At 69.0% G+C, this 19395-nt stretch carries 22 protein-coding genes; 10 read left to right on the top strand and 12 right to left on the bottom strand.

Features of this window, described 5'->3' with window-relative positions:
• The first annotated feature begins 51 nt into the window (after nucleotides 1-51).
• Nucleotides 52-720, top strand: coding sequence for an ion channel (locus tag AC1DW3_RS16820; protein ID WP_477932923.1), 669 nt, complete (start codon nucleotides 52-54; stop codon nucleotides 718-720).
• Between the two features lie 61 nt (nucleotides 721-781).
• On the opposite strand, the gene AC1DW3_RS16815 is transcribed toward AC1DW3_RS16820, so the two are convergent.
• Entirely contained in the window at nucleotides 782-1606 is an 825-nt protein-coding gene (locus tag AC1DW3_RS16815) for a DNA/RNA non-specific endonuclease (protein WP_477932921.1), read from the bottom strand.
• Nucleotides 1607-1847: 241 nt separating this feature from the next.
• Here AC1DW3_RS16815 and AC1DW3_RS16810 point away from each other — a divergent pair, with 241 nt between their 5' ends.
• On the top strand, nucleotides 1848-2732 hold the full coding sequence (locus AC1DW3_RS16810) for a Kdo hydroxylase family protein (protein WP_477932919.1): 885 nt from the start codon (nucleotides 1848-1850) through the stop codon (nucleotides 2730-2732).
• Between the two features lie 7 nt (nucleotides 2733-2739).
• On the opposite strand, the gene AC1DW3_RS16805 is transcribed toward AC1DW3_RS16810, so the two are convergent.
• Nucleotides 2740-4014, bottom strand: coding sequence for a serine hydrolase domain-containing protein (locus tag AC1DW3_RS16805; RefSeq protein WP_477932917.1), 1275 nt, complete (start codon nucleotides 4012-4014; stop codon nucleotides 2740-2742).
• A 225-nt stretch (nucleotides 4015-4239) separates the two neighbouring features.
• Between AC1DW3_RS16805 and AC1DW3_RS16800 the strand changes: the two genes are divergently transcribed.
• A complete protein-coding gene (locus AC1DW3_RS16800; protein ID WP_477932915.1) occupies nucleotides 4240-5052 on the top strand; it encodes an alpha/beta hydrolase in 813 nt (270 codons plus the stop codon).
• A gap of 34 nt (nucleotides 5053-5086) precedes the next feature.
• Here the strand turns inward: AC1DW3_RS16800 and AC1DW3_RS16795 are convergent, their stop codons facing one another.
• Together AC1DW3_RS16795 and AC1DW3_RS16790 are read right to left on the bottom strand one after the other, a co-directional pair.
• The gene (locus AC1DW3_RS16795) at nucleotides 5087-5905 is read right to left on the bottom strand and encodes a crotonase/enoyl-CoA hydratase family protein (protein ID WP_477932913.1); all 819 of its coding nucleotides are present in this window, start codon (nucleotides 5903-5905) and stop codon (nucleotides 5087-5089) included.
• A 7-nt stretch (nucleotides 5906-5912) separates the two neighbouring features.
• Complete coding sequence (locus tag AC1DW3_RS16790; RefSeq protein WP_477932911.1) at nucleotides 5913-6101, bottom strand: AbrB/MazE/SpoVT family DNA-binding domain-containing protein; 189 nt, start codon at nucleotides 6099-6101, stop codon at nucleotides 5913-5915.
• Nucleotides 6102-6161: 60 nt separating this feature from the next.
• Between AC1DW3_RS16790 and ureE the strand changes: the two genes are divergently transcribed.
• Genes ureE through AC1DW3_RS16770 form a run of 4 tightly spaced genes read left to right on the top strand, consistent with a single transcriptional unit; the run spans nucleotide 6162 to nucleotide 8955 of the window.
• On the top strand, nucleotides 6162-6809 hold the full coding sequence (ureE, locus tag AC1DW3_RS16785) for an urease accessory protein UreE (protein ID WP_477932909.1): 648 nt from the start codon (nucleotides 6162-6164) through the stop codon (nucleotides 6807-6809).
• Nucleotides 6793-7476 carry an urease accessory protein UreF gene (locus tag AC1DW3_RS16780; RefSeq protein WP_477932907.1) on the top strand — a complete coding sequence of 228 codons (684 nt, stop codon included), beginning with the start codon at nucleotides 6793-6795 and terminating at the stop codon, nucleotides 7474-7476. The genes ureE and AC1DW3_RS16780 overlap by 17 nt, the downstream gene beginning before the upstream one ends.
• On the top strand, nucleotides 7473-8123 hold the full coding sequence (ureG, locus tag AC1DW3_RS16775; RefSeq protein ID WP_477932905.1) for an urease accessory protein UreG: 651 nt from the start codon (nucleotides 7473-7475) through the stop codon (nucleotides 8121-8123). Before AC1DW3_RS16780 ends, ureG begins: the two co-directional genes overlap by 4 nt.
• Nucleotides 8113-8955, top strand: coding sequence for an urease accessory protein UreD (locus tag AC1DW3_RS16770; protein WP_477932903.1), 843 nt, complete (start codon nucleotides 8113-8115; stop codon nucleotides 8953-8955). The genes ureG and AC1DW3_RS16770 overlap by 11 nt, the downstream gene beginning before the upstream one ends.
• Nucleotides 8956-8970: 15 nt before the next feature.
• Here AC1DW3_RS16770 and AC1DW3_RS16765 read toward each other — a convergent pair whose 3' ends face one another.
• The 3 genes from AC1DW3_RS16765 to AC1DW3_RS16755 are packed head-to-tail and all read right to left on the bottom strand — an operon-like array spanning nucleotide 8971 to nucleotide 10532.
• Nucleotides 8971-9363 (bottom strand): hypothetical protein, encoded by a 393-nt coding sequence (locus AC1DW3_RS16765; protein WP_477932901.1) that lies wholly within the window; start codon nucleotides 9361-9363, stop codon nucleotides 8971-8973.
• Between the two features lie 37 nt (nucleotides 9364-9400).
• Entirely contained in the window at nucleotides 9401-9751 is a 351-nt protein-coding gene (locus AC1DW3_RS16760; RefSeq protein WP_477932899.1) for a hypothetical protein, read from the bottom strand.
• A gap of 16 nt (nucleotides 9752-9767) precedes the next feature.
• Nucleotides 9768-10532: a TerC family protein gene (locus tag AC1DW3_RS16755; protein WP_477932897.1), complete on the bottom strand. Its 765-nt coding sequence runs from the start codon at nucleotides 10530-10532 to the stop codon at nucleotides 9768-9770.
• Nucleotides 10533-10736: 204 nt separating this feature from the next.
• Between AC1DW3_RS16755 and AC1DW3_RS16750 the strand changes: the two genes are divergently transcribed.
• From AC1DW3_RS16750 to AC1DW3_RS16740, 3 genes are all read left to right on the top strand, one after another.
• Complete coding sequence (locus AC1DW3_RS16750) at nucleotides 10737-11744, top strand: helix-turn-helix transcriptional regulator (protein ID WP_477932895.1); 1008 nt, start codon at nucleotides 10737-10739, stop codon at nucleotides 11742-11744.
• A 120-nt stretch (nucleotides 11745-11864) separates the two neighbouring features.
• On the top strand, nucleotides 11865-14021 hold the full coding sequence (locus AC1DW3_RS16745) for a TonB-dependent receptor (protein ID WP_477932893.1): 2157 nt from the start codon (nucleotides 11865-11867) through the stop codon (nucleotides 14019-14021).
• 20 nt (nucleotides 14022-14041) lie between these two features.
• On the top strand, nucleotides 14042-15193 hold the full coding sequence (locus tag AC1DW3_RS16740) for a serine hydrolase domain-containing protein (RefSeq protein ID WP_477932891.1): 1152 nt from the start codon (nucleotides 14042-14044) through the stop codon (nucleotides 15191-15193).
• On the opposite strand, the gene AC1DW3_RS16735 is transcribed toward AC1DW3_RS16740, so the two are convergent.
• From AC1DW3_RS16735 to AC1DW3_RS16715, 5 genes are all read right to left on the bottom strand, one after another.
• Nucleotides 15186-16235 (bottom strand): DUF5694 domain-containing protein, encoded by a 1050-nt coding sequence (locus AC1DW3_RS16735; RefSeq protein ID WP_477932889.1) that lies wholly within the window; start codon nucleotides 16233-16235, stop codon nucleotides 15186-15188. The two genes, AC1DW3_RS16740 and AC1DW3_RS16735, sit on opposite strands and share 8 nt — an antisense overlap.
• A 75-nt stretch (nucleotides 16236-16310) precedes the next feature.
• Nucleotides 16311-16556, bottom strand: coding sequence for a hypothetical protein (locus AC1DW3_RS16730; RefSeq protein WP_477932887.1), 246 nt, complete (start codon nucleotides 16554-16556; stop codon nucleotides 16311-16313).
• A 144-nt stretch (nucleotides 16557-16700) separates the two neighbouring features.
• Nucleotides 16701-17678: a GlxA family transcriptional regulator gene (locus AC1DW3_RS16725; RefSeq protein ID WP_477932885.1), complete on the bottom strand. Its 978-nt coding sequence runs from the start codon at nucleotides 17676-17678 to the stop codon at nucleotides 16701-16703.
• Nucleotides 17671-18249, bottom strand: coding sequence for a cysteine hydrolase family protein (locus AC1DW3_RS16720; RefSeq protein ID WP_477932883.1), 579 nt, complete (start codon nucleotides 18247-18249; stop codon nucleotides 17671-17673). Before AC1DW3_RS16720 ends, AC1DW3_RS16725 begins: the two co-directional genes overlap by 8 nt.
• A gap of 86 nt (nucleotides 18250-18335) precedes the next feature.
• Nucleotides 18336-19349 (bottom strand): 2-dehydropantoate 2-reductase, encoded by a 1014-nt coding sequence (locus tag AC1DW3_RS16715; protein WP_477932881.1) that lies wholly within the window; start codon nucleotides 19347-19349, stop codon nucleotides 18336-18338.
• Nucleotides 19350-19395: the final 46 nt, after the last annotated feature.

Here is a 19395-nt window from a genome sequence, read left to right as displayed (position 1 = left end):
CAGCACCTCCGCCGGAGCAGCGTCGGCGTCGGGCGCGGCCAGAATCGCGCCATGCAAGTCCGCCAACTCAGACTTCTCGCCCTCACGCGGCGCCACCCTTCCGCCATCCTGCTGGTCGTGCAGCTGGTCGGCCTGCTGCTCTATCCGGTCCTCGAGGCGTCACGCGCCGGTCCGGTGGCGCTGAGTGCCTTCGGCATCACCGTGCTGATCTTCACGACCGGCATGGTGCGCCGCACGCCTGGCCTGACCTGGCTGAGCGTCTGCCTGGCCCTGCCGGCCATTGCCATGCTGGTGCTGCAGGCGGTGTGGGAGCTGCACTGGCTGCAGCCCTGGTCCGCCGCGCTGGAAGCGCTGTTCTATTTCTACGCCGCAGGCAGCCTGGTCGCCTACATGATGAGCGACATGCACGCGACGAGCGACGAGCTGTTCGCGGCCGGTGCCACCTTCACGCTGCTGGCCTGGGGCTTCGCCTACACCTTCGTGGTGCTGCAGGCCGTGCAGCCGGGCAGCTTCTCGGCTGCCGTCAACGCCGAACAGCCGCGCACCTGGTCCGAGCTGATGTTCCTGAGCTTTGCGCTGCTGTCCAGCACGGGCATCGGCGACGTCATCCCGGTGCGGCCGCTGGCGCGCGCGCTGACCAGCCTGGAGATGTTCGTCGGCGTGGGCTACCTGGCGGCCGTGGTGTCGCGGCTGATCGGGTTGACGCTGCTGCGCCGCTGAGGGCGCCTGGGGCATCCCATGCCGATGGCCCCATGCGCTTTGCGACCGCCGGGGTTGCTCCTCAGTTGCAGCCGTTGGCCGTCAGGAAATCCGTACCGCGCAGGCGTTCGCTGGTGCCGCTCGTGCCGCCGCCGTCCACGTTGGTGAAGTGCAGCGTGACCTTGGCGCCGTTGCTCTGGCGGGTGATCGTCATCGTGAAGGACGATGGGATGAGGGTGGAGCTGCTGGGGTAGCCGACGTCGATGCTGTAGCGCATGGCGCCGGTGGCCAGCACACCGCACTTGGCCATCTTGTTCTCGAGCTGGGCCCAGTTGCCGCGGTTGAAGTTGGCGTCCTGCGGCACGATGTTGGCGCGGCCGCCCCAGCCGCCGAGCTGCGAGCCGATCAGATGGCCGCCGTCGTAGTCGTTGCTGGGGTTCTCGGCGTCGCCCCACTGCCCGATGCTGGTCTGGCAGCTGTCCTGGCGGGCCTCGGCCTTGATGGGCGGCAGGTCGGCGTAGGCCTTGTTGGGGCGGCCGGAGCTGTCGATGTAGTAGTACTCCCCGTTGAAGTTGTGCCACTTGGTGCGGTCGGCGGTGGGGAAGAACTTGGCGCAGTCGGTGATGGCCTGCGGGTGGGCTTGCTGGATCTTGGCCAGCTCGGGCCCGTGCACCTCGTAGCCGATGCCGTAGCGCGCCAGCTCGGCGGTGATCTCGGGCTCGCTGTGGCTGTCGAAGAACTGCCTCAGCCCATCGGCGCCGCCGTGCTCGGCCTCCAGCCGGCCGGCCATGTCGGGCGAGTCGTTGATGTCGCCACCACCGCCGCAGCCGCTCAACAGTTGCAGCGCCAGTGCCAGGGCCAGCGTGGCGCGCAGGGCGGCAGCGGAAGGAATTCGCGTCGTCGTCATGAGAATCTCCGTTGCGCATCCACGCGCGGCGGGATTCTTGGGCCCGGCGCGCCTCGCCGAGCTCCGTACTTTCCTGGGATGGCGTGGTGTGCCCGACGGCTGCTGGCGACAAGTGACAGCCGGCCGCCCAAGGCGCCGCGGCTCAGATGCGGTGCCATGCCCGGGTGCGAGCATCGAGGGCGTCTTTCAGGTAAGGTCGCTGCCGGTTTGAGTCGCCCTTGCCTGAACATCATCGAGGTCTATGACCGACATCATCACTTCGTCAATCACCGTCTGGGATCAAGACATCGCAGCAAGCGAGCAGGAACTTGCAGTCGATGCGCTCGAACGAGGCGGCGTGCTGTTCTTCCCTCAGCTCAGCTTCGCGTTGCAAGACGACGAAAAGCAGCTTCTGTCACCGGCAGTCGCCGGGGATGGCAAGAATGTGAGTCTGGATCCCATCACGGGATCGCTTCGCGGCAGCAGCGCCGTCGACGCCGATCTGCAGCGGCTGAAGAACGTGATGGCGCGCTTTGCCACCTCGAGCAGAAGCTTGGTCCGCAATTTGTTGCCCGGTTACGAAACCGGCTTGCAGCAGGCCCGCACCAGCTATCGGCCCATGGAGATCGCTGGGCGGCAGACCTCGTGGCGAAAGGACGATACGCGTCTGCACGTCGACAGCTTCCCGTCCTCGCCCACCCAGGGAAGGCGAGTGCTGCGCGTCTTCACCAATATCAATCCGCAGGGTGGGAGCCGCAATTGGCGCCTCGGGGATTCGTTTGAAAACGTGGCGCGCCACTACCTGCCTTCGCTGCCGGGCCCGGTATGGGGCTCCAGCCGCATGCTGCACCTGCTCGGCATCACGAAAAGCCGACGCTCTGCCTATGACCACTACATGCTGCAACTGCATGACCGGATGAAGGCGGACCTGGCCTACCAGGCGCAGGCCGCTCAGCGCACCTACGCTTTTCCGGCCGGGAGCACATGGATGGTCTTCACCGACGTCGTGTCGCATGCAGCAACCAGCGGGCAATACGCGCTGGAACAGACCTATCACCTGCCGATCAACGCCATGCAGGACCCGACCAGGGCGCCGCTGCGCATTCTCGAGAGTCTGCTGGGGCGTGAACTGGCGACAGCCGGTTAAGCCTCGCTCAGTTCTTCCGATATTGCGCCGTGATGGCGTCGATCAGGGCCTGTCGGGTCATGGCCGACTGGGGGTCGGTGGCACCGGGCCAGGCGCTGTGCGTGACCACGACGAGATGGAGCTCGGGATCGATCCAGATGCCCTGGCCGAAGATGCCCGAAGCCCGGTAAGCCCTGCCGCGCGTCGTCCACCACTGGAGCCCGTAGCCGCCGCGGCCCTGCAGGCCCTCGGTGGCTTCGTGCGTCGTGGTGGTGGCCTGCTCCACCCAGCCGTCCGGCACCACCTGTTGCCCATTGGCCAGGCGGGCCCCGCGCATGAAAAACAGCGCGAAGCGGCCATAGTCGCGCAGCGTGGCCGACAGACAGCAGCCTGCGATCTCTGCGCCGGACCTGTCGAGCATCCAGTAGGCGTCGCCTTCCATGCCCAGCGGCTGCCACAGCTTCTCGGACAGGTAGTCGGACAGGGTCCTGCCCGTCGCCGCTCGCACCAGCGAACCGACCAGGTTGGTCTCGCCCGTCTTGTAGACCCACTTGCTGCCCGGCGCGGCTTCGCGCGGCAGCCGGGCCATATAGGTCACGACGGGATCTGAGCCTTTGACGCTGGGCTCGTTGGCGAAGCGGGCGACGTCGGAGTTGGGGTCGCCATAGTCTTCGTTCCAGCGGACGCCGGACGTCATGTTGAGGATCTGCCGGACGGTGACGCCCTCGTAGGCTGAGCCCTTGAGGCCGGCCAGGTAGGTGGTGATGGGGTCGTCGAGACTCTTGATCCGCCCGTCCCGGATGGCGGCGCCGACGAGCGTCGATGAGAAGGACTTGGCGACGGAGAAGCTGGTCCAGCGCATTTGCGGGGTCTGGCCCAGGCCGTAACGCTCCAGCACCACCTCGCCGTCCTTCAGCACCAGCAGGCCTGCGGCACGGTTGCGCGTCATGTAGTCGTCGACGGTCCAGGTCTGGCCCGCGACCTTGAACGTCACGTCCAGCGGCTTTTCCGCCACCGGCAACGGCGCCACTGTCGTGCCGCGCTTGACGAGCCGGGTGGGGAACTGGTCCTCCATGTGGGGGTAGCCGGCCTTCTGCTGCTCGAAAGTCCAGAACAACACGCTGCTGCCGGCAGGTGCAGGGGCCGTGGCGGCGGCCGCTGGCGCAGCGCTGGTGTCCGCAGACTGCGCCGGCTGGAAGAGCGATGCCAGCAGCGCGGCGATGGCGGCTGCCCGCGCCCACGGCAGCATGGGCCTGTCCTCCAAGGCTGAAAGGCGCTGCGTGGTGGTGGTGGAGTTCTTCATGGCGTGGACCTCGGATGGGCCGGCGCGGCGCAGACAAGGGCGCGGGCGAGCACGGGGCATCGTCGCAAATGGGCGTGGCGTTTCATAGCTGGCGCCCACCCGGGTTCTCCAGCGCGCCATCCGGGTCCTGTCTGCGTATGCTGCCGCGACCCGTCACCGCGCCGCCTGGCCAGCCAGCAGTCCTGATACTGAAGCGGGCAGCGGACGAGAACCAGAAGGCCTCTCATGTCCATGCGCTTGCCTCTGCTGCTTCTGAGTCTCGTCTGTCTGCTGTCGGCCTGCGGCGGTGGCGGCGGGGCCAGCGAACCGACGCCGACGCCGACGCCGCCGGTGGTGATCACGCCCGACTATGTCTACGTGGGCATGGTGGAGCGCAACAAGTCCATCACGTCCAAGATCACCGGCATCACCTACCCCTTTCACGTCTACCTGCCGCAGAACTACGCAGCGTCAGGCAATAGCTACGCCGTGATGTACGCGACCGACGGGCAGTGGAGTTTCAACTCGTTCTCGCAGATGCTGGACAAGCGCCGCAAGCCGATGATCCTGGTGAGCATCGAGCAGGGCCCCGGTGACCGGCGGGCCATCGACTACACCGTCAACGGTGCGCCGGCCTATGCCCGCTTCCTGAAGGAGGAGCTGACGCCGCTGATCGAGGCCAGCTACCGCACGACGGCGGTCCGCAGCTTCACGGGCACGTCCTATGGCGGGCTGCTGGGTTCCCTGATGCTGAGCAATGAAGCCGTGGCGACGCCCTTCTTCAGGAACTATCTGCTGTTCGACGGCTCCTTCTGGGCGCTGACGGCCCAGAACATCCAGGACGAGCAAGCCCGCTTCACGGCCAGCAACCGCCTGCCCGTGCACCTGATCCTGACGAGCGCCAACGCGCCCGGCAACGTGAACGATGTGGTCGCCTATGAGGCGCGCTACAAGGGCCGGGGCTATGTGGACCTGCAGATCCAGCGCAAGGACTTCAACATCGCGCACAACGATGTGGGTGATCCGTCCTTCGACTGGGCCATCGACCAGATCGAGTAGCGCGGCCAGTCAGCACCAGGAACTGGCCCGGTGCTCAGTCGCGGAAGGTTGGCGTGCCCTTGCCGGCCATCATGGCCGTGGTCAGGTCCTCGCTCATCAACATCGCCGCGTTCCATGTCGCGATGTAGTTGAGGCCATCGGCCACCGAGTGGTCACGCGCGTAGTTCAGCTGCTCCTTGGTGCCACGGATGGACAGCGGTGACTTGGAGGCGATCGCCGCGGCGATCTCGCGCACGCCGGCTTGCAATGCCTCGCGGCTGTCGAACACGCGGTTGACGAGGCCGATCTCGCGCGCCTCGGCCGCTTCAACGCGCCGGCCCGTGTAGGCCAGTTCGCGCACCAGGCCCTGCGAGCCGACGATCTTGGGCAGGCGCTGCAGCGTGCCGACGTCGGCCACCATGCCGATGTCGATCTCCTTGATGGAGAAGTAGGCGTCGGCGCTGCAATAGCGCATGTCGGCGGCGCAGACCAGGTCGATGCCGCCGCCCACGCAGGCGCCATGGATGGCCGCCAGCACAGGCTTGCGGCAGCGCTCCAGGCTGGTGAGGGTGTCCTGCATGTCCAGGATGACGCGGCGCAGGCTCTCGCGCATGCGGCCGTCGCAGGGGTCCTGGATCTGCGGGGCGATGCCCATCATCATCTGCAGGTCGATGCCGGCGGTGAAGTGCCTGCCTTCACCTTCCAGCACCGCCACGCGGGCTTCGGGCTGGGCGTCGACCCAATCGAAAGCGCGGCGGATGTCATGCCACATGGCCGCGTTCATCGCATTGGCCTTGTCGGGGCGGTTCAGGCGGACGGTGGCGATGTGGTCCTGCAGGKAGATGGTGAGGGTTTCGAGTGTGGGCGCGGTCATTGGGGAGTCAAGGTGTTGGAACGGAGTCGGGCTGCGGCTCGGTCATTGCAGCATCGGCCCGCGTAAGCAGGATGCCAGTGGGCGTCTCGGTCAGCAGCAGGGCGTCACCTGCTGCGAGATTCAGGCGCGCCGGCACGGCGTCGGGAAGCACAAAGCCGAGGGAGTCTTGCGCCTCTACCAGTTGAACGATGTCCATGCTTGCTGCTCCTGAGGTGACCGCGTCGACAATACTAACCAGCTGCTCTCCAAACCCATCATGCACACCTTCTCCAAACGCCTCCCTCAAGGCGGTGGCCTCGCCGCCGTGCTGCTCAAGCGCTCGCCCGCTCTCGAACTCGACTGGGACATCCGCAGCAAGAGTCGATTTGGCGCGACCGACAGCTCCGGTCGTGAAGTGGCGGTGGTGCTGCCCCGCGGCACGGCGCTGCGCGGTGGGGATGTACTTGTGGGCGAAGACGGTTCCCTGCTGCGCGTCATCGCCGCCCCCCAGCCCGTACTGCAGGTGCGCCATTGCGCCGAGCATGGCTCGCCCTTCGATCTGCTGCGCGCCGCCTACCACCTGGGCAACCGCCATGTGCCGCTGGAGCTGCAGCCCGAGCTGTTGCAGTTCGAGCCTGACGCCGTGCTGGCCGACATGTTGCGCCGCCAGCATCTGATCGTCACCGAGGCCCAGGCGGCCTTCGAGCCCGAGGGTGGGGCTTACGGCGAAGGCGCCGGTCATGGTCATCATCACCATGGGCATGACCACGATGCACATGGTCACGACCATGGCCATGCGCATGAGCACGCAGCTGCGCCCGCGCCGGCCCGCAAGCCGCTGGCCATCCCCGTCAAGGCGCATGACGACGGCCACGTGCACGGCCCCGGCTGCGGGCATGACCACGGCCATGACCACAAGCACTGATCCTGCGCTGCTGCATCTGCTCTGGCTGGCCAGCCCCGCGCTGCCGGTCGGCGGCTTCAGCTATTCCGAAGGCCTGGAGGCGGTGGTCGATGCCGGCGTCGTGCATGACGAGGCCAGCGTCGGTGACTGGCTGCTGAACCAGCTCGAACTCGTGCAGGCCCGTGCCGAGCTGCCCGTCGCGGCCGCGGCCCATGCGGCCACGCTGGCGCTCGACGGCGCGCGGCTGGCCGAACTCAATGCCTGGGTGCTGCAGACCCGCGAGACCAGCGAGAGCCTGCAACAGGCCAGCCAGATGGGCCGCAGCCTGCTGGCCTGGATGCAAGGGCTGATGCCGGACGCACCCGTCCTGCCGCTGCTGCGTACGCTGAAACCGGCGCCCAGCTGGCCCGTCGTCATGGGCGCCGCTGCCGCGTCGCGGGGTGCCGCGCTGGAGCCGGCCCTGCAGGCCATCGCCTTCGGCTGGGCCGAGAACCTGATGCAGGCTGCCGTACGCTGCGTGCCCTTGGGCCAGACCTCGGGCCAGCGGCTGCTGGCACGCCTCGTGCAAGCCATTCCGCAGGCCGTGGCGACAGCCATGGCCGCGCCCGAGCCCATGGCCTTTGCGCCCCTGCTCGGCGTCTTTGGCGCCCGCCACGAAACCCAGTACTCACGACTGTTCCGCTCATGACTTCAGCTCCCTTGCACGCCATCCCCAATCGCACCAAGAAGCTGCCGCCGCTGAGAGTCGGCGTCGGCGGCCCGGTGGGCTCGGGCAAGACCACCCTTGTCGAGATGCTGTGCAAGACCATGCGCGAGCGCTGGGACCTGGTCGTCGTCACCAACGACATCTACACCAAGGAAGACCAGCGCCTGCTGACCGTGGCCGGCGCGCTGGCGCCCGAACGCATCATGGGCGTGGAGACGGGCGGCTGCCCGCACACCGCCATCCGTGAGGACTGCTCCATCAACCTCGAGGCCGTGGACCGCATGCTGGAGAAGTTCCCCGAGGCCGACATCGTGTTTGTCGAGAGCGGCGGCGACAACCTCGCGGCCACCTTCAGCCCCGAGCTCTCCGACCTGACCATCTACGTCATCGACGTGGCCGCCGGCGAGAAGATCCCGCGCAAGGGCGGCCCGGGCATCACCAAGAGCGATCTCTTCGTCATCAACAAGACCGACCTCGCGCCGCATGTGGGCGCCGACCTGGACGTCATGCGCAGCGACACCGCGCGCATGCGGCCGGTGAAGCCCTGGGTCATGACCAACCTCAAGACCCGGGACGGCCTGGACGAAGTGGTGCGCTTCATCGAGACCAAGGGCCTGCTTGTCGGCTGATCCCATCCGCTGGCCCGCGCGGCTGACGCTGAGCGCGGCGCGCGATGGCGGCGGCGCCACCCGCGTGCATGCGCGCCACGACGGCCCGCTGCGCCTGCTGAAGACGCTCTACCCCGAGGGCAGCGCCATCGCACATGCGGTGCTCGTGCACCCGCCCGGCGGTCTCGTCGGCGGTGATCGCCTCGACATCCACATCGACGTGCAGGCCGGTGCCCATCTGCTTGTCACGACGCCGGCCGCGACGCGCTTCTACCGCTCCAACGCGGGTGAGGCTGCCCAGGTCGTGCAGGCCGCGGTGGGCGAGGGCGGGCGGCTGGAGTGGCTGCCGCAGGAGACTTTGGCCTACCCCGGCTGCCTCGCCCGCAACGAGGTGAAGTTGAGCCTGGCGCCTGGCGCGAGCCTGTTCGCGACCGAGGTGCTGGGCCTGGGCTTGCCCGCCGCGTCGCAACCCTTTGAGCATGGCCGGTTGCTGCAGCACCTGGAGATCGCCGGCCAATGGCTGGACCGCGGCTGGCTCGATGCGACGGACAAAGCCCTGCTCGATGGGCCCTGCGGCCTGGCCGGCCATCGCGTGCTGGGCACGCTGGTCTATGCGCAGACCGGCGCGCTGGGGGATGTGGACGCGCTGCTGACCCACAGCCGCGCCCTGCTGGACGGGGTGGCGCGCAGCGGCGTCTCCCATCTGGCCGGCCCGCGCGGCAGCGTCCTGCTGACCCGCGTCGTCGGTGACGAAGTCGAGACCGTGACGGTGGCGCTGCGGCGGGTGCGGGCCCTGTGGCGCGAGCAGCTGTGGGCGCTGTCGGCCAGTGATCCACGCATCTGGGCCACCTGAATCAGGCTCAGCGCGTTACAGCGCCCGCCATGTCGGGATGCAGTGACGCGCCAGCGCCGTGACCCAATCGGGCTCGCCCGGCACGAAGGCGATGCCGAAGGCGGGGCTGACGAGGAAGCCGGCGCGCTCGAAGGCGTCGGCGTCCTGGGCGAGCACAAAGCCGGCGAGGGCGCTGAAGGGGATGGCCACGGTGTCCAGCTGCAGCACCGGCGCGCGCTTGGTGATCTCTTCCAGCCGGCCGTTGTGCTGGAAGCGCAGCACGCTGTGGCCGTAGTCGTAGGCGTTCAACTCGGCCGCGTTGCGCGACTGCTGCGCTGGCGGCCCGAGGCGGGCGAGCAGCGCTTCGACGCCGAGGCTGAAGGGGATGTCGTCGAAGGCGACAAAGGGCTCCAGCCGCAGTGTCGTCATAGTGAGCGCCGGCGCATGTCGGCACAGGCTGCTGCGATCAATGCGGCCAGGGCCGCTGCGTCGACGGGCTCGCCGGGCTTGAGCTTGACGTGGCGCATGGCCTTGCCGGTGCCTTGCAACAGGCCGGCGGGGTCGGCAGTTCGGCACCCTTGAAGAAGCCGACATTGACGTGGGATGTGAAGGCATTGACATAGCCGAAGGCCGCATCGCCGGCGCAGGCGGTGGGGTGGCCGTCGTGCAGCAGTTCGCGCACGTCGGCGCCGCAGCCGCGCATGACGTCGAACCACTTGCGGGCGATGTCGCCCAGCTCACCGGCGTGTGCGTCCATCCAGGCCGCGACGCCGGCATCGTGGTGGACGGCGGCTGGGAAACGGAACAGTTTCTCCATGACCGCCGATCATCACCTAGTCGCCCGAGCTGCCCGGAATCTGCTGGCGCAGCTTGACCTTGCTGGCCGACTTGCGGCGCATCTTGATGTTCATCATTTCGACACCCAGCGAGAAGGCCATCGCGAAGTAGATATAGCCCTTGGGCACATGGTGGCCGAAGCCTTCGGCGACGAGCACGACGCCGACGACGACGAGGAAGCTCAGGGCCAGCATCTTGATGGTCGGGTGGTTGGACACGAAGCGGCCGATGGGGCCGGCGAACAGCATCATCAGGCCGACCGATGCGATGACGGCGCCGATCATGATGCGCACGTCGTCCACCATGCCGACGGCCGTGATGATGGAGTCCAGCGAGAACACCAGGTCGATGATCATGATCTGCAGGATGACGGCGCCGAAAGCCGCCTTGGCCTTGCCGCCGCCATGGGCCTCTTCCTCGCCTTCGAGGGAGCCGTGGATCTCGCCGGTGCTCYTCCAGATCAGGAACAGGCCGCCGCCGATCAGGATGAGGTCACGCCCCGAGATGCCCCGCTCCAGGAAGGGCAGGTTGAACAGCGGCTCCACCATGCCGACGATCCAGGCCAGCACCATCAGCAGGCCGATGCGCATGAACATCGCCGCGAACAGGCCCAGGCGGCGCGCCACTTCCTGGCGTTCCTTGGGCAGCTTGTCCACCAGGATGCTGATGAAGATGATGTTGTCGATGCCCAGCACCAGCTCCAGCGCGGTCAGCGTGGCGAGGGCGATCCAGGTCTGCGGGTCGGAAAGCAGTTCGAGCATGGCAGGCGTCCGTGGTCAGCCGGCGATTGTCTCCAGCGCCCGGCGGATCACGGACAGCTTCAGGTTGAACGAAGCTTCGGTTTTTCTGCGGGTTTCGGAGCGCGATCAAGTTATTTCAGCACCGGCGCATGTCCCGGGGGTGACTGTCGCGTCCGCGCATGTGCACCGATGGCGGTTGCGCCGGAATTGGCCTACAACGAGGCCATGCCAACCGCCGCCACCGTCAGTGCCGAGCACCCGCTGCAGGGCGCCGAGGTCGAGGCCGCTTTAGGCAATTCCCGCCTGGTGGCTCTCTGCGAGACGAGCAACCCTGACGAAGCCCATGCCGTGCTCAGCGGCCTTTACGGCCCTCATGCGCTGCGCGTTGGCAACGAAAACAACCTGGCTCTGCGGCTGCGCGGCGCCGAGTTCGCGCGCCTGCATCTCGGCGAAGTTCGCTACGGCACCTCCACGCGCATGGCCATGCCCCATTCGCACGGTCACTGGGTGTTCTCCTATCTGCGCCAGGGCGAGGTGTGGCGCGGCGGCCAGCGCGACCTGTACGGCGCGGGCGACGCCGGCGTCATCGCGCCCGACGAGGTGCAGGGCCTGGAGATGTCGGGCGACATGGAGCTGCTGAACCTGCGCGTGGCCGACGCCGACATGGGCAGTGCCTGCCGCGCGCTGCTGGGCTCGGACATGGCCCATGCGCTGCGCTTCGAGGACCGCGCCCAGGCCGGCGGCGCCCCTGTAGCGGCGCTGCTGCGCGTGCTGGGGCATCTGGCCGCCACGCCGGCCTACCCGCACGCGGCCGCCGCGCGACTGGAGGACGGCCTGCGCGACGCGGCCCTGTTCGAGCTGCTGCTGGCCTGGCCCAACAACTACACCCGCGGCCTGGACGCGCCGGCCGCGCTGCCAGCCTCCACGCGGCGCGCCCGCGACTACATCCACGCCCATGCGGCCGAGGTGCCCTCGGTGGCCGACATCGCCCGGGCCGCCGGCGTCGGCGTGCGCGCCCTGGCCAGCGGTTTCGAGCGCCACTTCGGCCTGTCGCCGCAGCGCTATCTGCAGCAGTACCGGCTGGACCGCGTGCGCGAGGAGCTGCACTCGGCGGCCCCCGGCGTCACGGTGACCTCGGTCGCCGCGCAATGGGGCTTCTGGCAACTCGGCAGCTTTGCCGCACGCTACCGCGAGCGCTTTGGCGAGTCGCCGAGCCAGACGCTCAAAAACTGAGAAGTTCCGCTGAGGTTCCGATTCGGCACGTCCGGCTGCCGATTCGCCATAGCCTGCTGAAGCCGGGCTCGCGACCATGCTCCCACGCCGCCACCCAGACGCGGCGACCGGAGACAGAGCATGAGACTCAGCCCCATCGCGCTGGCCGTGGCGTCCACCTTGGCCGCCGCCCAAACCGCACCCGAGACCACCCAGATCGAACGCGTCGTCATTACCGCCGAGCGCCGCGTGACGGTGCTGGACACCACGCCCGCGGCCATCACCGCCTTGAACGGCGCCCGCCTCGCCGAGCGCGGCGACACCGGGCTGGCCGACCTCGTCATGCTCAGCCCCAACACCTCGTTCACCAATGGGCAGGGTGCCAGCCAGATCTTTGTGCGCGGCATCGGCAATGTCTTCATCCTGGCGGGCGGCGACCCCGGCGTGGCCCTCTACCAGGACGGTGCCTATGTGTCCGACCAGACCAGCTCCAACATGGCCCTGTTCGACACCCAGCGCGTCGAGATCCTGCGCGGGCCGCAGGGCGCCCTCTATGGCCGCAATGCCACCGGCGGCGCCGTCAACGTCATCTCGGCGCTGCCGACCAGCAGCTTCCAGGCGCGCCTGGGCCTGCTGCTGGGCAGCGACAGGCGGCGCGAGAGCGAGGGCTTCGTCTCCGGGCCGCTGACACAAGGCTTGGAGGGCCGGCTGTCCTACCAGGTCAAGGAAGCCGACGGCTACACCCGCAACCCGCTGGCCGAGGGGCCGCGGCGCCTGGACGACCAGTCCAGCCGCGCTTTCCGCGCTCAGCTGCAATCGGGCCTGGGCGGCAGCGGCACGCTGCGCTTCGTGGCCGGCCACTACCGCGAGCGCGATGCCGGCATGAGCGTGCCGGTACTGCCCGACCCCGTGTCCATCCCGGTGCTGCTCTATGGCGTCACGCAGAGCAGCGACCCGCGCCTCGTCAAGAGCCAGGGCTCGAGCAACCGCGTCGAGGTCAACACGGCCCAGGCGCTGCTGGAGCTGCCCCTCGGAGGCAACACGCTGAGCGCCAGCCTGAACTGGCGCCGCAGCAAGGTGGACCGGCTGTGGGACAGCGACACCACCGAGGCGGCGGTCACGACCTCGGGCTTCGCAACCGGTAGCACCGACAAGAGCCTGGACATTCACCTCGCCTCCGACGAAGCCAGTCCCCTGCAATGGCTGGTTGGCGTCACGGCCCTGCAGTTCGACCAGCGCCAGGACGTCAGCATCCTGACCCAGGTGCCGCTGGGCTTCATCGTGCCGGGCGCGCCCATGACCGTGCCCCTGCCCGGTGGCGTCGGCTTCCTGCTCGGCGGCACCGTGCACACGCGCTCGAGCGCCGCCTATGCCGACCTGCGCTACACGCTGAACCCGCAGTGGTCGCTGCTGGCCGGCCTACGCGTCAACCACGACAGCAAGCGCGTCGACGAGTACCAGAACATCGCCGCCTTCGGCCTGGCCGGCACCGGCCACCCGGGCGACGGCTGGACGAGCACGCCGGGCAGCGTCGGCGTCGAGTACAAGCCCGCCACTGGCACGCTGGCCTATGTGCGCTGGGCCCATGGCTTCAAGTCGGGCGCGGTCAACCTCGGCGCGCTGCAGCCCGATCTCGTCAAGCCCGAGAAGGTCAGCAGCATCGAGCTGGGCTTCAAGACCGAGTTCCTGGATCGCCGCGGCGTGTTCAGCGCGGCCGTCTTCAGCAGCCGCTACAAGGACATGCAGGTGTCCCAGGTCGGCCAGGCCACGACGCTGCTCGCCAATGCGTCGGCCGCGCGCATCGATGGCGCCGAGATCGAGGCCGCGGTCAAGCCCGTCGCGCCGCTGACGCTGTCCATCGGCCTCGGCCTGATGGATCCCAAGTACACGGACTTCACCAACGTCGACCTGCGCAATGCGCCGACAACGCCGGTCAATGTGCGCGGCCGCCAGCTGGCCCAGGCCTCCAAGCAGCAACTCACCCTCGGCGCCGAATGGGCCGGCAGCCTGGGCGAGATGCGCACCACGCTGCGGGCCGATTACAGCTGGCGTGGCCGCTTCTACTTCACCGAGTTCAACACGCCGGATGCCATGCAGGGCGCCTACGGCCTGCTCAACCTGAGCGCCACGCTGCGCCCGGCCGCCGGCCGCTGGAAGCTCTGGGCGAATGTGCGCAACGTGGCCGACACGACGGCCTACACCAGCATGAGCATCGCCTCACCGCTGCTGGGCGCGGCCCGCCAGGTCACCTACACGCCGCCGCGCCAGTTCGCCCTCGGCGCCAGCTACGACTTCTGAATCGCGAGGAGGAGAACACCATGAAGCATCTGCTCGGCCACCACCAGCCGCAGTGGGAACCGCTCGCCCATGCCTTCGACGCGCTGTTCGAGCGCGGCGACGACCTGGGTGCTTCGCTGGCCCTGACCGTCGAGGGCGAACTCGTGCTCGACCACTGGGGCGGCTGGTGCGACGAGGCGCGCAGCAAGCCTTGGGACCGCAACACGCTGACCCATGTCTGGTCCACCACCAAGACCATGACCTCGCTGTGCGCGCTGCTGCTGGCCGACCGCGGCGAGCTGGACCTGGACGCGCCGGTGGCCGCCTACTGGCCCGAGTTCGCGGCCAACGGCAAGAGCGGCATCCTGGTGCGCGACGTGCTGGGCCACACCTCGGGTGTCAGCGGCTGGGAGCAGCCCATGGGCATGGGCGACCTGTGCGACTGGGAGCGCAGCACGGCCTTGCTGGCGGCGCAGTCGCCCTGGTGGACGCCGGGCAGCGCCTCGGGCTATCACGCACTGAACTACGGCCATCTCGTCGGCGAGTTGATCCGCCGCATCACGGGTCAGAAGACCGGCGCCTTCCTGGCCAGCGAGCTGGCCGGGCCGCTGGGCGCGGACTTTCATATCGGCCTGCCGCCCGAACACGATGCCCGTGTGGCCCGCGTCGTGCCGCCACCGCCGGCGCCGGTCGACTTCTCGGYCATCCCGCCCGACAGCCCGATGCTGCGCACCCTGGGCAACCCCGCGCCCGATGCGGCCTACAGCCACCGCGAGGACTGGCGCCGTGCCGACATCGGCGCCGCCAACGGCCATGGCAACGCGCGCTCGGTGGCGCGCTTGCAGTCCATCGTCGCCTGCGAGGGCCTGCTTGCGGGTCGGCGCTGGCTCAAGCCGCAAACGGTGGATCGCATCTTCGACGTGCAGGCGCGCGGCATTGACCTCGTGCTCGGCGTGCCGCTGTGCATGGGCATTGGCTATGGTCTGCCCGAGCCGGCCACGCTGCCCTTCATCCCCGAGCAGCGCATCTGCTTCTGGGGCGGCTGGGGCGGGTCGCTGGTGCTGGTGGACGTGGAGCGGCGCCTCTGCCTCGCCTACATGATGAACCGCATGGCGCCGGGTGTCGTCGGCGGGCCGAACGCGGCCGTCCTCGTGCAGGCGCTGTACGCCTGTTGCGACCAGGCTCTCACTTGAGCATCGCGGTGGTGTCGACGATGTCTACGCCCTGCATCTGGCCCAGCCAGTGGTCGAACCAGGACTTGTGGGAGGCGCCCACGATGGACAGCACGCGCGCGCCGGGCCGCTCACGGAAGGTCTCGCGGATATTGGCGACCATGCGCAGATTGCGGACCTCCCAGCCGGCCACCCACATCTGCGGGTAGCCGTCCTTGGCCTTGGCCTGCAGCGTTGCCTTGACGTTCACGTCCGCCATCGCCTGCTGGTAGCCGGGCGCGTTCACATGGCGGTAGAGCGGCAGCAGGTCGGCGGCCTGCTTGAGCGTGGCCGTCTGCTTCTCGAGTTCGTCCAGTCCCGCCGTGCCAGTCTTCCAGGCGGCCTGCACTTCGCGGCCGAAGGCTTCCTCGTCCTTGACCCTGACGTTGTCGCCGGTGTGGTTGTCGGTGGCGTAGACGCGCGGCAGGCCCAGCTTGGCGGCCAGGCGCGAGGCGATCATGTAGTTCTCGTTGCGGCGCGTGGCGATCTGCGCCAGCAACGCCACCAGCGCGGCGTCCAGGCCGTCGCCGGCCTTGCGTTCTGCCTCGGGCAGTTGCAACCACTGGGCATAGGCCGAGGCGCGATCGTTGGCCGCCAGCAGGCGCGAAGCCAGGTACCTTCGTTGCGCGGCCGTGGGTGCAGCGGGCCAGTCCGCCAGCAGTTTCTCGGCTTCGGCGATGGCAGCCGGCACCTCCAGCCCGGTGGACTTGCGGGCCACCTCGGTGCTGGGGCAGTAGTCGCTGCCGTAGCGCGTGGGGTGGCGTGCGGCGAGATCGCACTCCTCGCCCGTCATCGCCTCGATGGTGATGAGGTCGGGTTTGAAGGCGGCCAGCCTGTCCATCACGCCCTGCAGCCGGACCGGATCAAAACCGTCCGGCAGTTCGCTCAGGTGCACCGTGCCCAGCACCAGCACCTGGGCACGCGGCCCCGTCATGCCGCGGTCCAGCTTCAGGTCGACCTGGGCCTGCGCCGTCAGCGGCAAGGCCAGGGCCAGGCTCCACAGCCATGTTCTTGATTGATGCATTCAACGATCTCCCTGTGTTGTTGGCAAAAGAAAACCCGCCAGCGGCGGGTGGGGTGACTGACGGCAGCGCGACGCTCAGACGATAAAGACCGGCGCCTGGGCGGCGGCGACCGTCGTGGTGTCGCGGCGGCCTTCGATGACGACGCGCGGCAGCTGGGCGATGACCGCCGTGTCCGCACGCTTGCCCACGATGACCACGCGCTCCAGCTTCACGATCTCGGTGGCCGGTGCTGCCGTGCGGTTGGCCAGGCCCACGCCGGTGGCGGCTGCGGCGGCGACGGAAGCGATGGCGACGATGAAGGTCTTGGCTGCGGTGTTCATGGTGGGCTCCAGTGAGGGGTTGGCTGTGTCAGTGATTGCAGTTTCGTCAGGGACCCTGGGCACCGCGAGCACCAGGCGATGGATTGCCGGCGCGGCCGGATGAACTGCAATTCCGAGGGACGAACCGGGACCGCAGAACCGGCGTTAGCGCCGAGCGCCGGACGGCGTGCCGGGCCAGCCCACCGCGGTCCAGGCGCGGCGCAGCTGCAGTTCGGAGTTGAAGCCCGCGGTCTCGCTGGCCGCGGCCACGCTGGCGCCGGCCTCCAGCGAGCGCTTGGCCACCGCCAGGCGCACGCCGCGCAGATAGGCCTGGGGGCTGGTGCCGGCATGCTGGGCKAACAGGCGGCTCAGCGTGCGCGGCGTCGTCGCGGCGAGGTCGGCCATGCGCTCCAGCGGCCAGTCCTCGGCGGGGGCGACGCTCAGCGCATCCTGCACGCGGTGCAGGCGCGCGTTCAGGTGCTGGCGGTGCGCCAGCAGCGGCGACAGCTCGGGGTCGGCCGGGCCGCGCCTCAGTGCCACGGCCATCTGCTCGGCGACACGGGCTGCCACCAGCTCGCCGGCATGCGCGGCGATCAGGTGCAGGGCCAGGTCGATGCCGGCCGTCACGCCGGCGCTGGTGAAAACCTCGCCGTCCTGCACGAAGACGCGGTCCTGCTGCACGGTGCAGCTGGGCGCGAGGCGGGCCAGGTCGTCCAGGTGCTGATGGTGGGTGGTGGCGCGGCGGCCGTCGAGCAGGCCAGCCCGGGCGGCGAGCAGGGCGCCGGAGCAGACGGTGACCAGGCGCAGGCCCGGCCGGCCCGGCGCGAGACGGGACAGCCAGGCGATCAACTCGCGCCGTGAGGCCTGCGACTTCGCCTCGGCCGCCGAGGTGCGGCCCACCAGCACGATCCAGCTGCCGTCGGGCAGGCCGTCCGGCAGCGGCTCGAGGGCCTGCAGCTGGATGCCGACCGAACCGATGGAGTCGCTGCGCGTGCCGGCGAAGCGCAGCGCAAAGGGTGCGACGTCCAGTTGCAGCGCGACGATCTCCAGGCTGGCCAGGCGCAGGGCCTCGGCTGGGCYGGCCCAGTCGAGGACGAGGCTGTCGTCCTGCAGGACGAACAGCACCGGTAGAGGTTCAGGCAATCGCAGCTTCCTTGTCGGTGACGGCCTGCAGCGCGGCTTCGGCATCCATCACGCGGGCGAAGCGGCCGTCCAGCACGGCGGCCGTGCGGGCGCGGAGCTGGGCGGGCGTCAGGGGCGAGCCGTCGGGGTGCTGCATCGTGAAGGTGAGTGTCGCCTCGGGCACGTAGATGACATCCCAGCCGAGGTCCGACGCGTGGCGCGTCGTGGTCTCGCAGCATTGCTCGGTGCGGATGCCGCTGATGACGAGCTGGCGGATGCCGTGGCTGGTCAGCCAGACGTCCAGGCCGCTGGCGACCAGGGCGCTGTGGCGGGTCTTGTGGACGGTCAGGTCGGCCTTGAAGTCACGCAGACCTGCCAGCGGGCGCACATGGCCACTCTCCAGGCTGAAGGGGTCGGCGCCGGTCGCGTCGGGCTGCACATGGAAGACGCGCACGATGGGCAGGCCCGCGGCTTCAAAGCCCTCGATGAGGCGGTTCTGCGCGGCGAGATAAGCAGGCAGGCCGTCGGTCTCGAAGCTGGGACGCTGGGTGAAGGAGTGCTGCACGTCGATGACGATGAGGGCGGTGGTCATGCGGGGCCTCGTGGTGTTGTTGAGGCCTCCAGTGTTCCGCCATCATGCATCCGTCGCCACGCACTGGCAGACGGAGATGGATCAATTCAGGACAAGCCGAGGGCGCGCAGCAATTCGGTCGGCGAGTAGGGGTGCCGGCGCCGCGGCCAGTCGTTCACCAGGCCTTGCATGCGCTGGTTGAGCGGCGCACCGCGGCCCTGGGCGCGGGCCAGGCGAACCACTTCGCCGCAGAGGGCGTCGATCTCGGTCGTGCGGCCCTGGGTCAGGTCGTCGGCCATGCTGGAGCGGGCCTTGGCGTCGATGCGCAGCATGCGCGCGGCGGCGAGGCGGAAGACAAAGGTCGGCATGCGCAGCAGCATCAGCAGCCGGCGCGGTGGCAGCGGCGTGAGCTGGGCGACGGGACGGTGGCCGGCCTCGAGCAGGTTCAGCGCTTCTTCCTGCAGCGCCGCCAGCGCGCGCCGGTAGCCGCGCTGCAGCAGCTCATCGCGCAGCGGTTGGCCGGACAGCGCGTTGACCGGGTTGTTCAGATTCAGCAGCAGCTTGCCCCATTGCACCGGCGCGAGGTCGGCGTACAGATCCAGCTGCATGCCCACGCGTGCCAGCGCGGTCTGCCAGGCCGCCAGGGCCAGGTCTTCCGAAGACCCTTCCGCCGCGAGCGCGCCGCCGGTGCCGCGGTGGTAGCGGCCGGGGGCAATCTCGGCGATGTTGTAGGGCACCATGCCCGCATGCCAGTGCAGTTGCGGTGCGGCCTGGCGGGCCGCGTCGGCGTTGGCGATGCCGTTCTGCAGGCTGACGACGGGGGTGCCCAGCGGCAGCGTCAGGCCCAGCGCCGTGGCGGCTTCGACGGTGGCGCCGGACTTCACGCACAGCAGCACCAGGTCGGGCTTGAGGCCGGTCGGTGGCTCCTCGTGCAGGCGCAGGTCCAGCGGCCGGATGTGACGGTCCATGCCGTCCTGGTCGGTCAGGCGCAGGCCCTGCTTGCGCAGATTGGCCAGCACGCGCGGGCGACCGACGAAGTGCACCGGCACGCCGGCCAGCTGGGTCAGGCCGCCGACAAAGCAACCGACGGAGCCGGCGCCCATGACAAGAACGCCGGTCATCGCGTCAACGCGCCGCGAGTGGGTTTTGCGGGCCGAGCGCCGGGCC

It is taken from the genome of Roseateles sp. P2_H4 (assembly GCF_056403315.1).
This window is presented reverse-complemented; position numbering and strand designations above follow the sequence as displayed.

What these genes read in the sequence shown, in the direction of transcription:
- AC1DW3_RS16820 (WP_477932923.1), top strand. Translation starts at nt 52, where the DNA reads ATGCAAGTCCGCCAACTCAGACTTCTCGCCCTCACGCGGCGCCACCCT.
- AC1DW3_RS16815 (WP_477932921.1), bottom strand. Translation starts at nt 1,606, where the DNA reads ATGACGACGACGCGAATTCCTTCCGCTGCCGCCCTGCGCGCCACGCTG.
- AC1DW3_RS16810 (WP_477932919.1), top strand. Translation starts at nt 1,848, where the DNA reads ATGACCGACATCATCACTTCGTCAATCACCGTCTGGGATCAAGACATC.
- AC1DW3_RS16805 (WP_477932917.1), bottom strand. Translation starts at nt 4,014, where the DNA reads ATGAAGAACTCCACCACCACCACGCAGCGCCTTTCAGCCTTGGAGGAC.
- AC1DW3_RS16800 (WP_477932915.1), top strand. Translation starts at nt 4,240, where the DNA reads ATGTCCATGCGCTTGCCTCTGCTGCTTCTGAGTCTCGTCTGTCTGCTG.
- AC1DW3_RS16790 (WP_477932911.1), bottom strand. Translation starts at nt 6,101, where the DNA reads ATGGACATCGTTCAACTGGTAGAGGCGCAAGACTCCCTCGGCTTTGTG.
- ureE (WP_477932909.1), top strand. Translation starts at nt 6,162, where the DNA reads ATGCACACCTTCTCCAAACGCCTCCCTCAAGGCGGTGGCCTCGCCGCC.
- AC1DW3_RS16780 (WP_477932907.1), top strand. Translation starts at nt 6,793, where the DNA reads ATGACCACAAGCACTGATCCTGCGCTGCTGCATCTGCTCTGGCTGGCC.
- ureG (WP_477932905.1), top strand. Translation starts at nt 7,473, where the DNA reads ATGACTTCAGCTCCCTTGCACGCCATCCCCAATCGCACCAAGAAGCTG.
- AC1DW3_RS16765 (WP_477932901.1), bottom strand. Translation starts at nt 9,363, where the DNA reads ATGACGACACTGCGGCTGGAGCCCTTTGTCGCCTTCGACGACATCCCC.
- AC1DW3_RS16760 (WP_477932899.1), bottom strand. Translation starts at nt 9,751, where the DNA reads ATGGAGAAACTGTTCCGTTTCCCAGCCGCCGTCCACCACGATGCCGGC.
- AC1DW3_RS16750 (WP_477932895.1), top strand. Translation starts at nt 10,737, where the DNA reads ATGCCAACCGCCGCCACCGTCAGTGCCGAGCACCCGCTGCAGGGCGCC.
- AC1DW3_RS16745 (WP_477932893.1), top strand. Translation starts at nt 11,865, where the DNA reads ATGAGACTCAGCCCCATCGCGCTGGCCGTGGCGTCCACCTTGGCCGCC.
- AC1DW3_RS16735 (WP_477932889.1), bottom strand. Translation starts at nt 16,235, where the DNA reads ATGCATCAATCAAGAACATGGCTGTGGAGCCTGGCCCTGGCCTTGCCG.
- AC1DW3_RS16730 (WP_477932887.1), bottom strand. Translation starts at nt 16,556, where the DNA reads ATGAACACCGCAGCCAAGACCTTCATCGTCGCCATCGCTTCCGTCGCC.
- AC1DW3_RS16720 (WP_477932883.1), bottom strand. Translation starts at nt 18,249, where the DNA reads ATGACCACCGCCCTCATCGTCATCGACGTGCAGCACTCCTTCACCCAG.
- AC1DW3_RS16715 (WP_477932881.1), bottom strand. Translation starts at nt 19,349, where the DNA reads ATGACCGGCGTTCTTGTCATGGGCGCCGGCTCCGTCGGTTGCTTTGTC.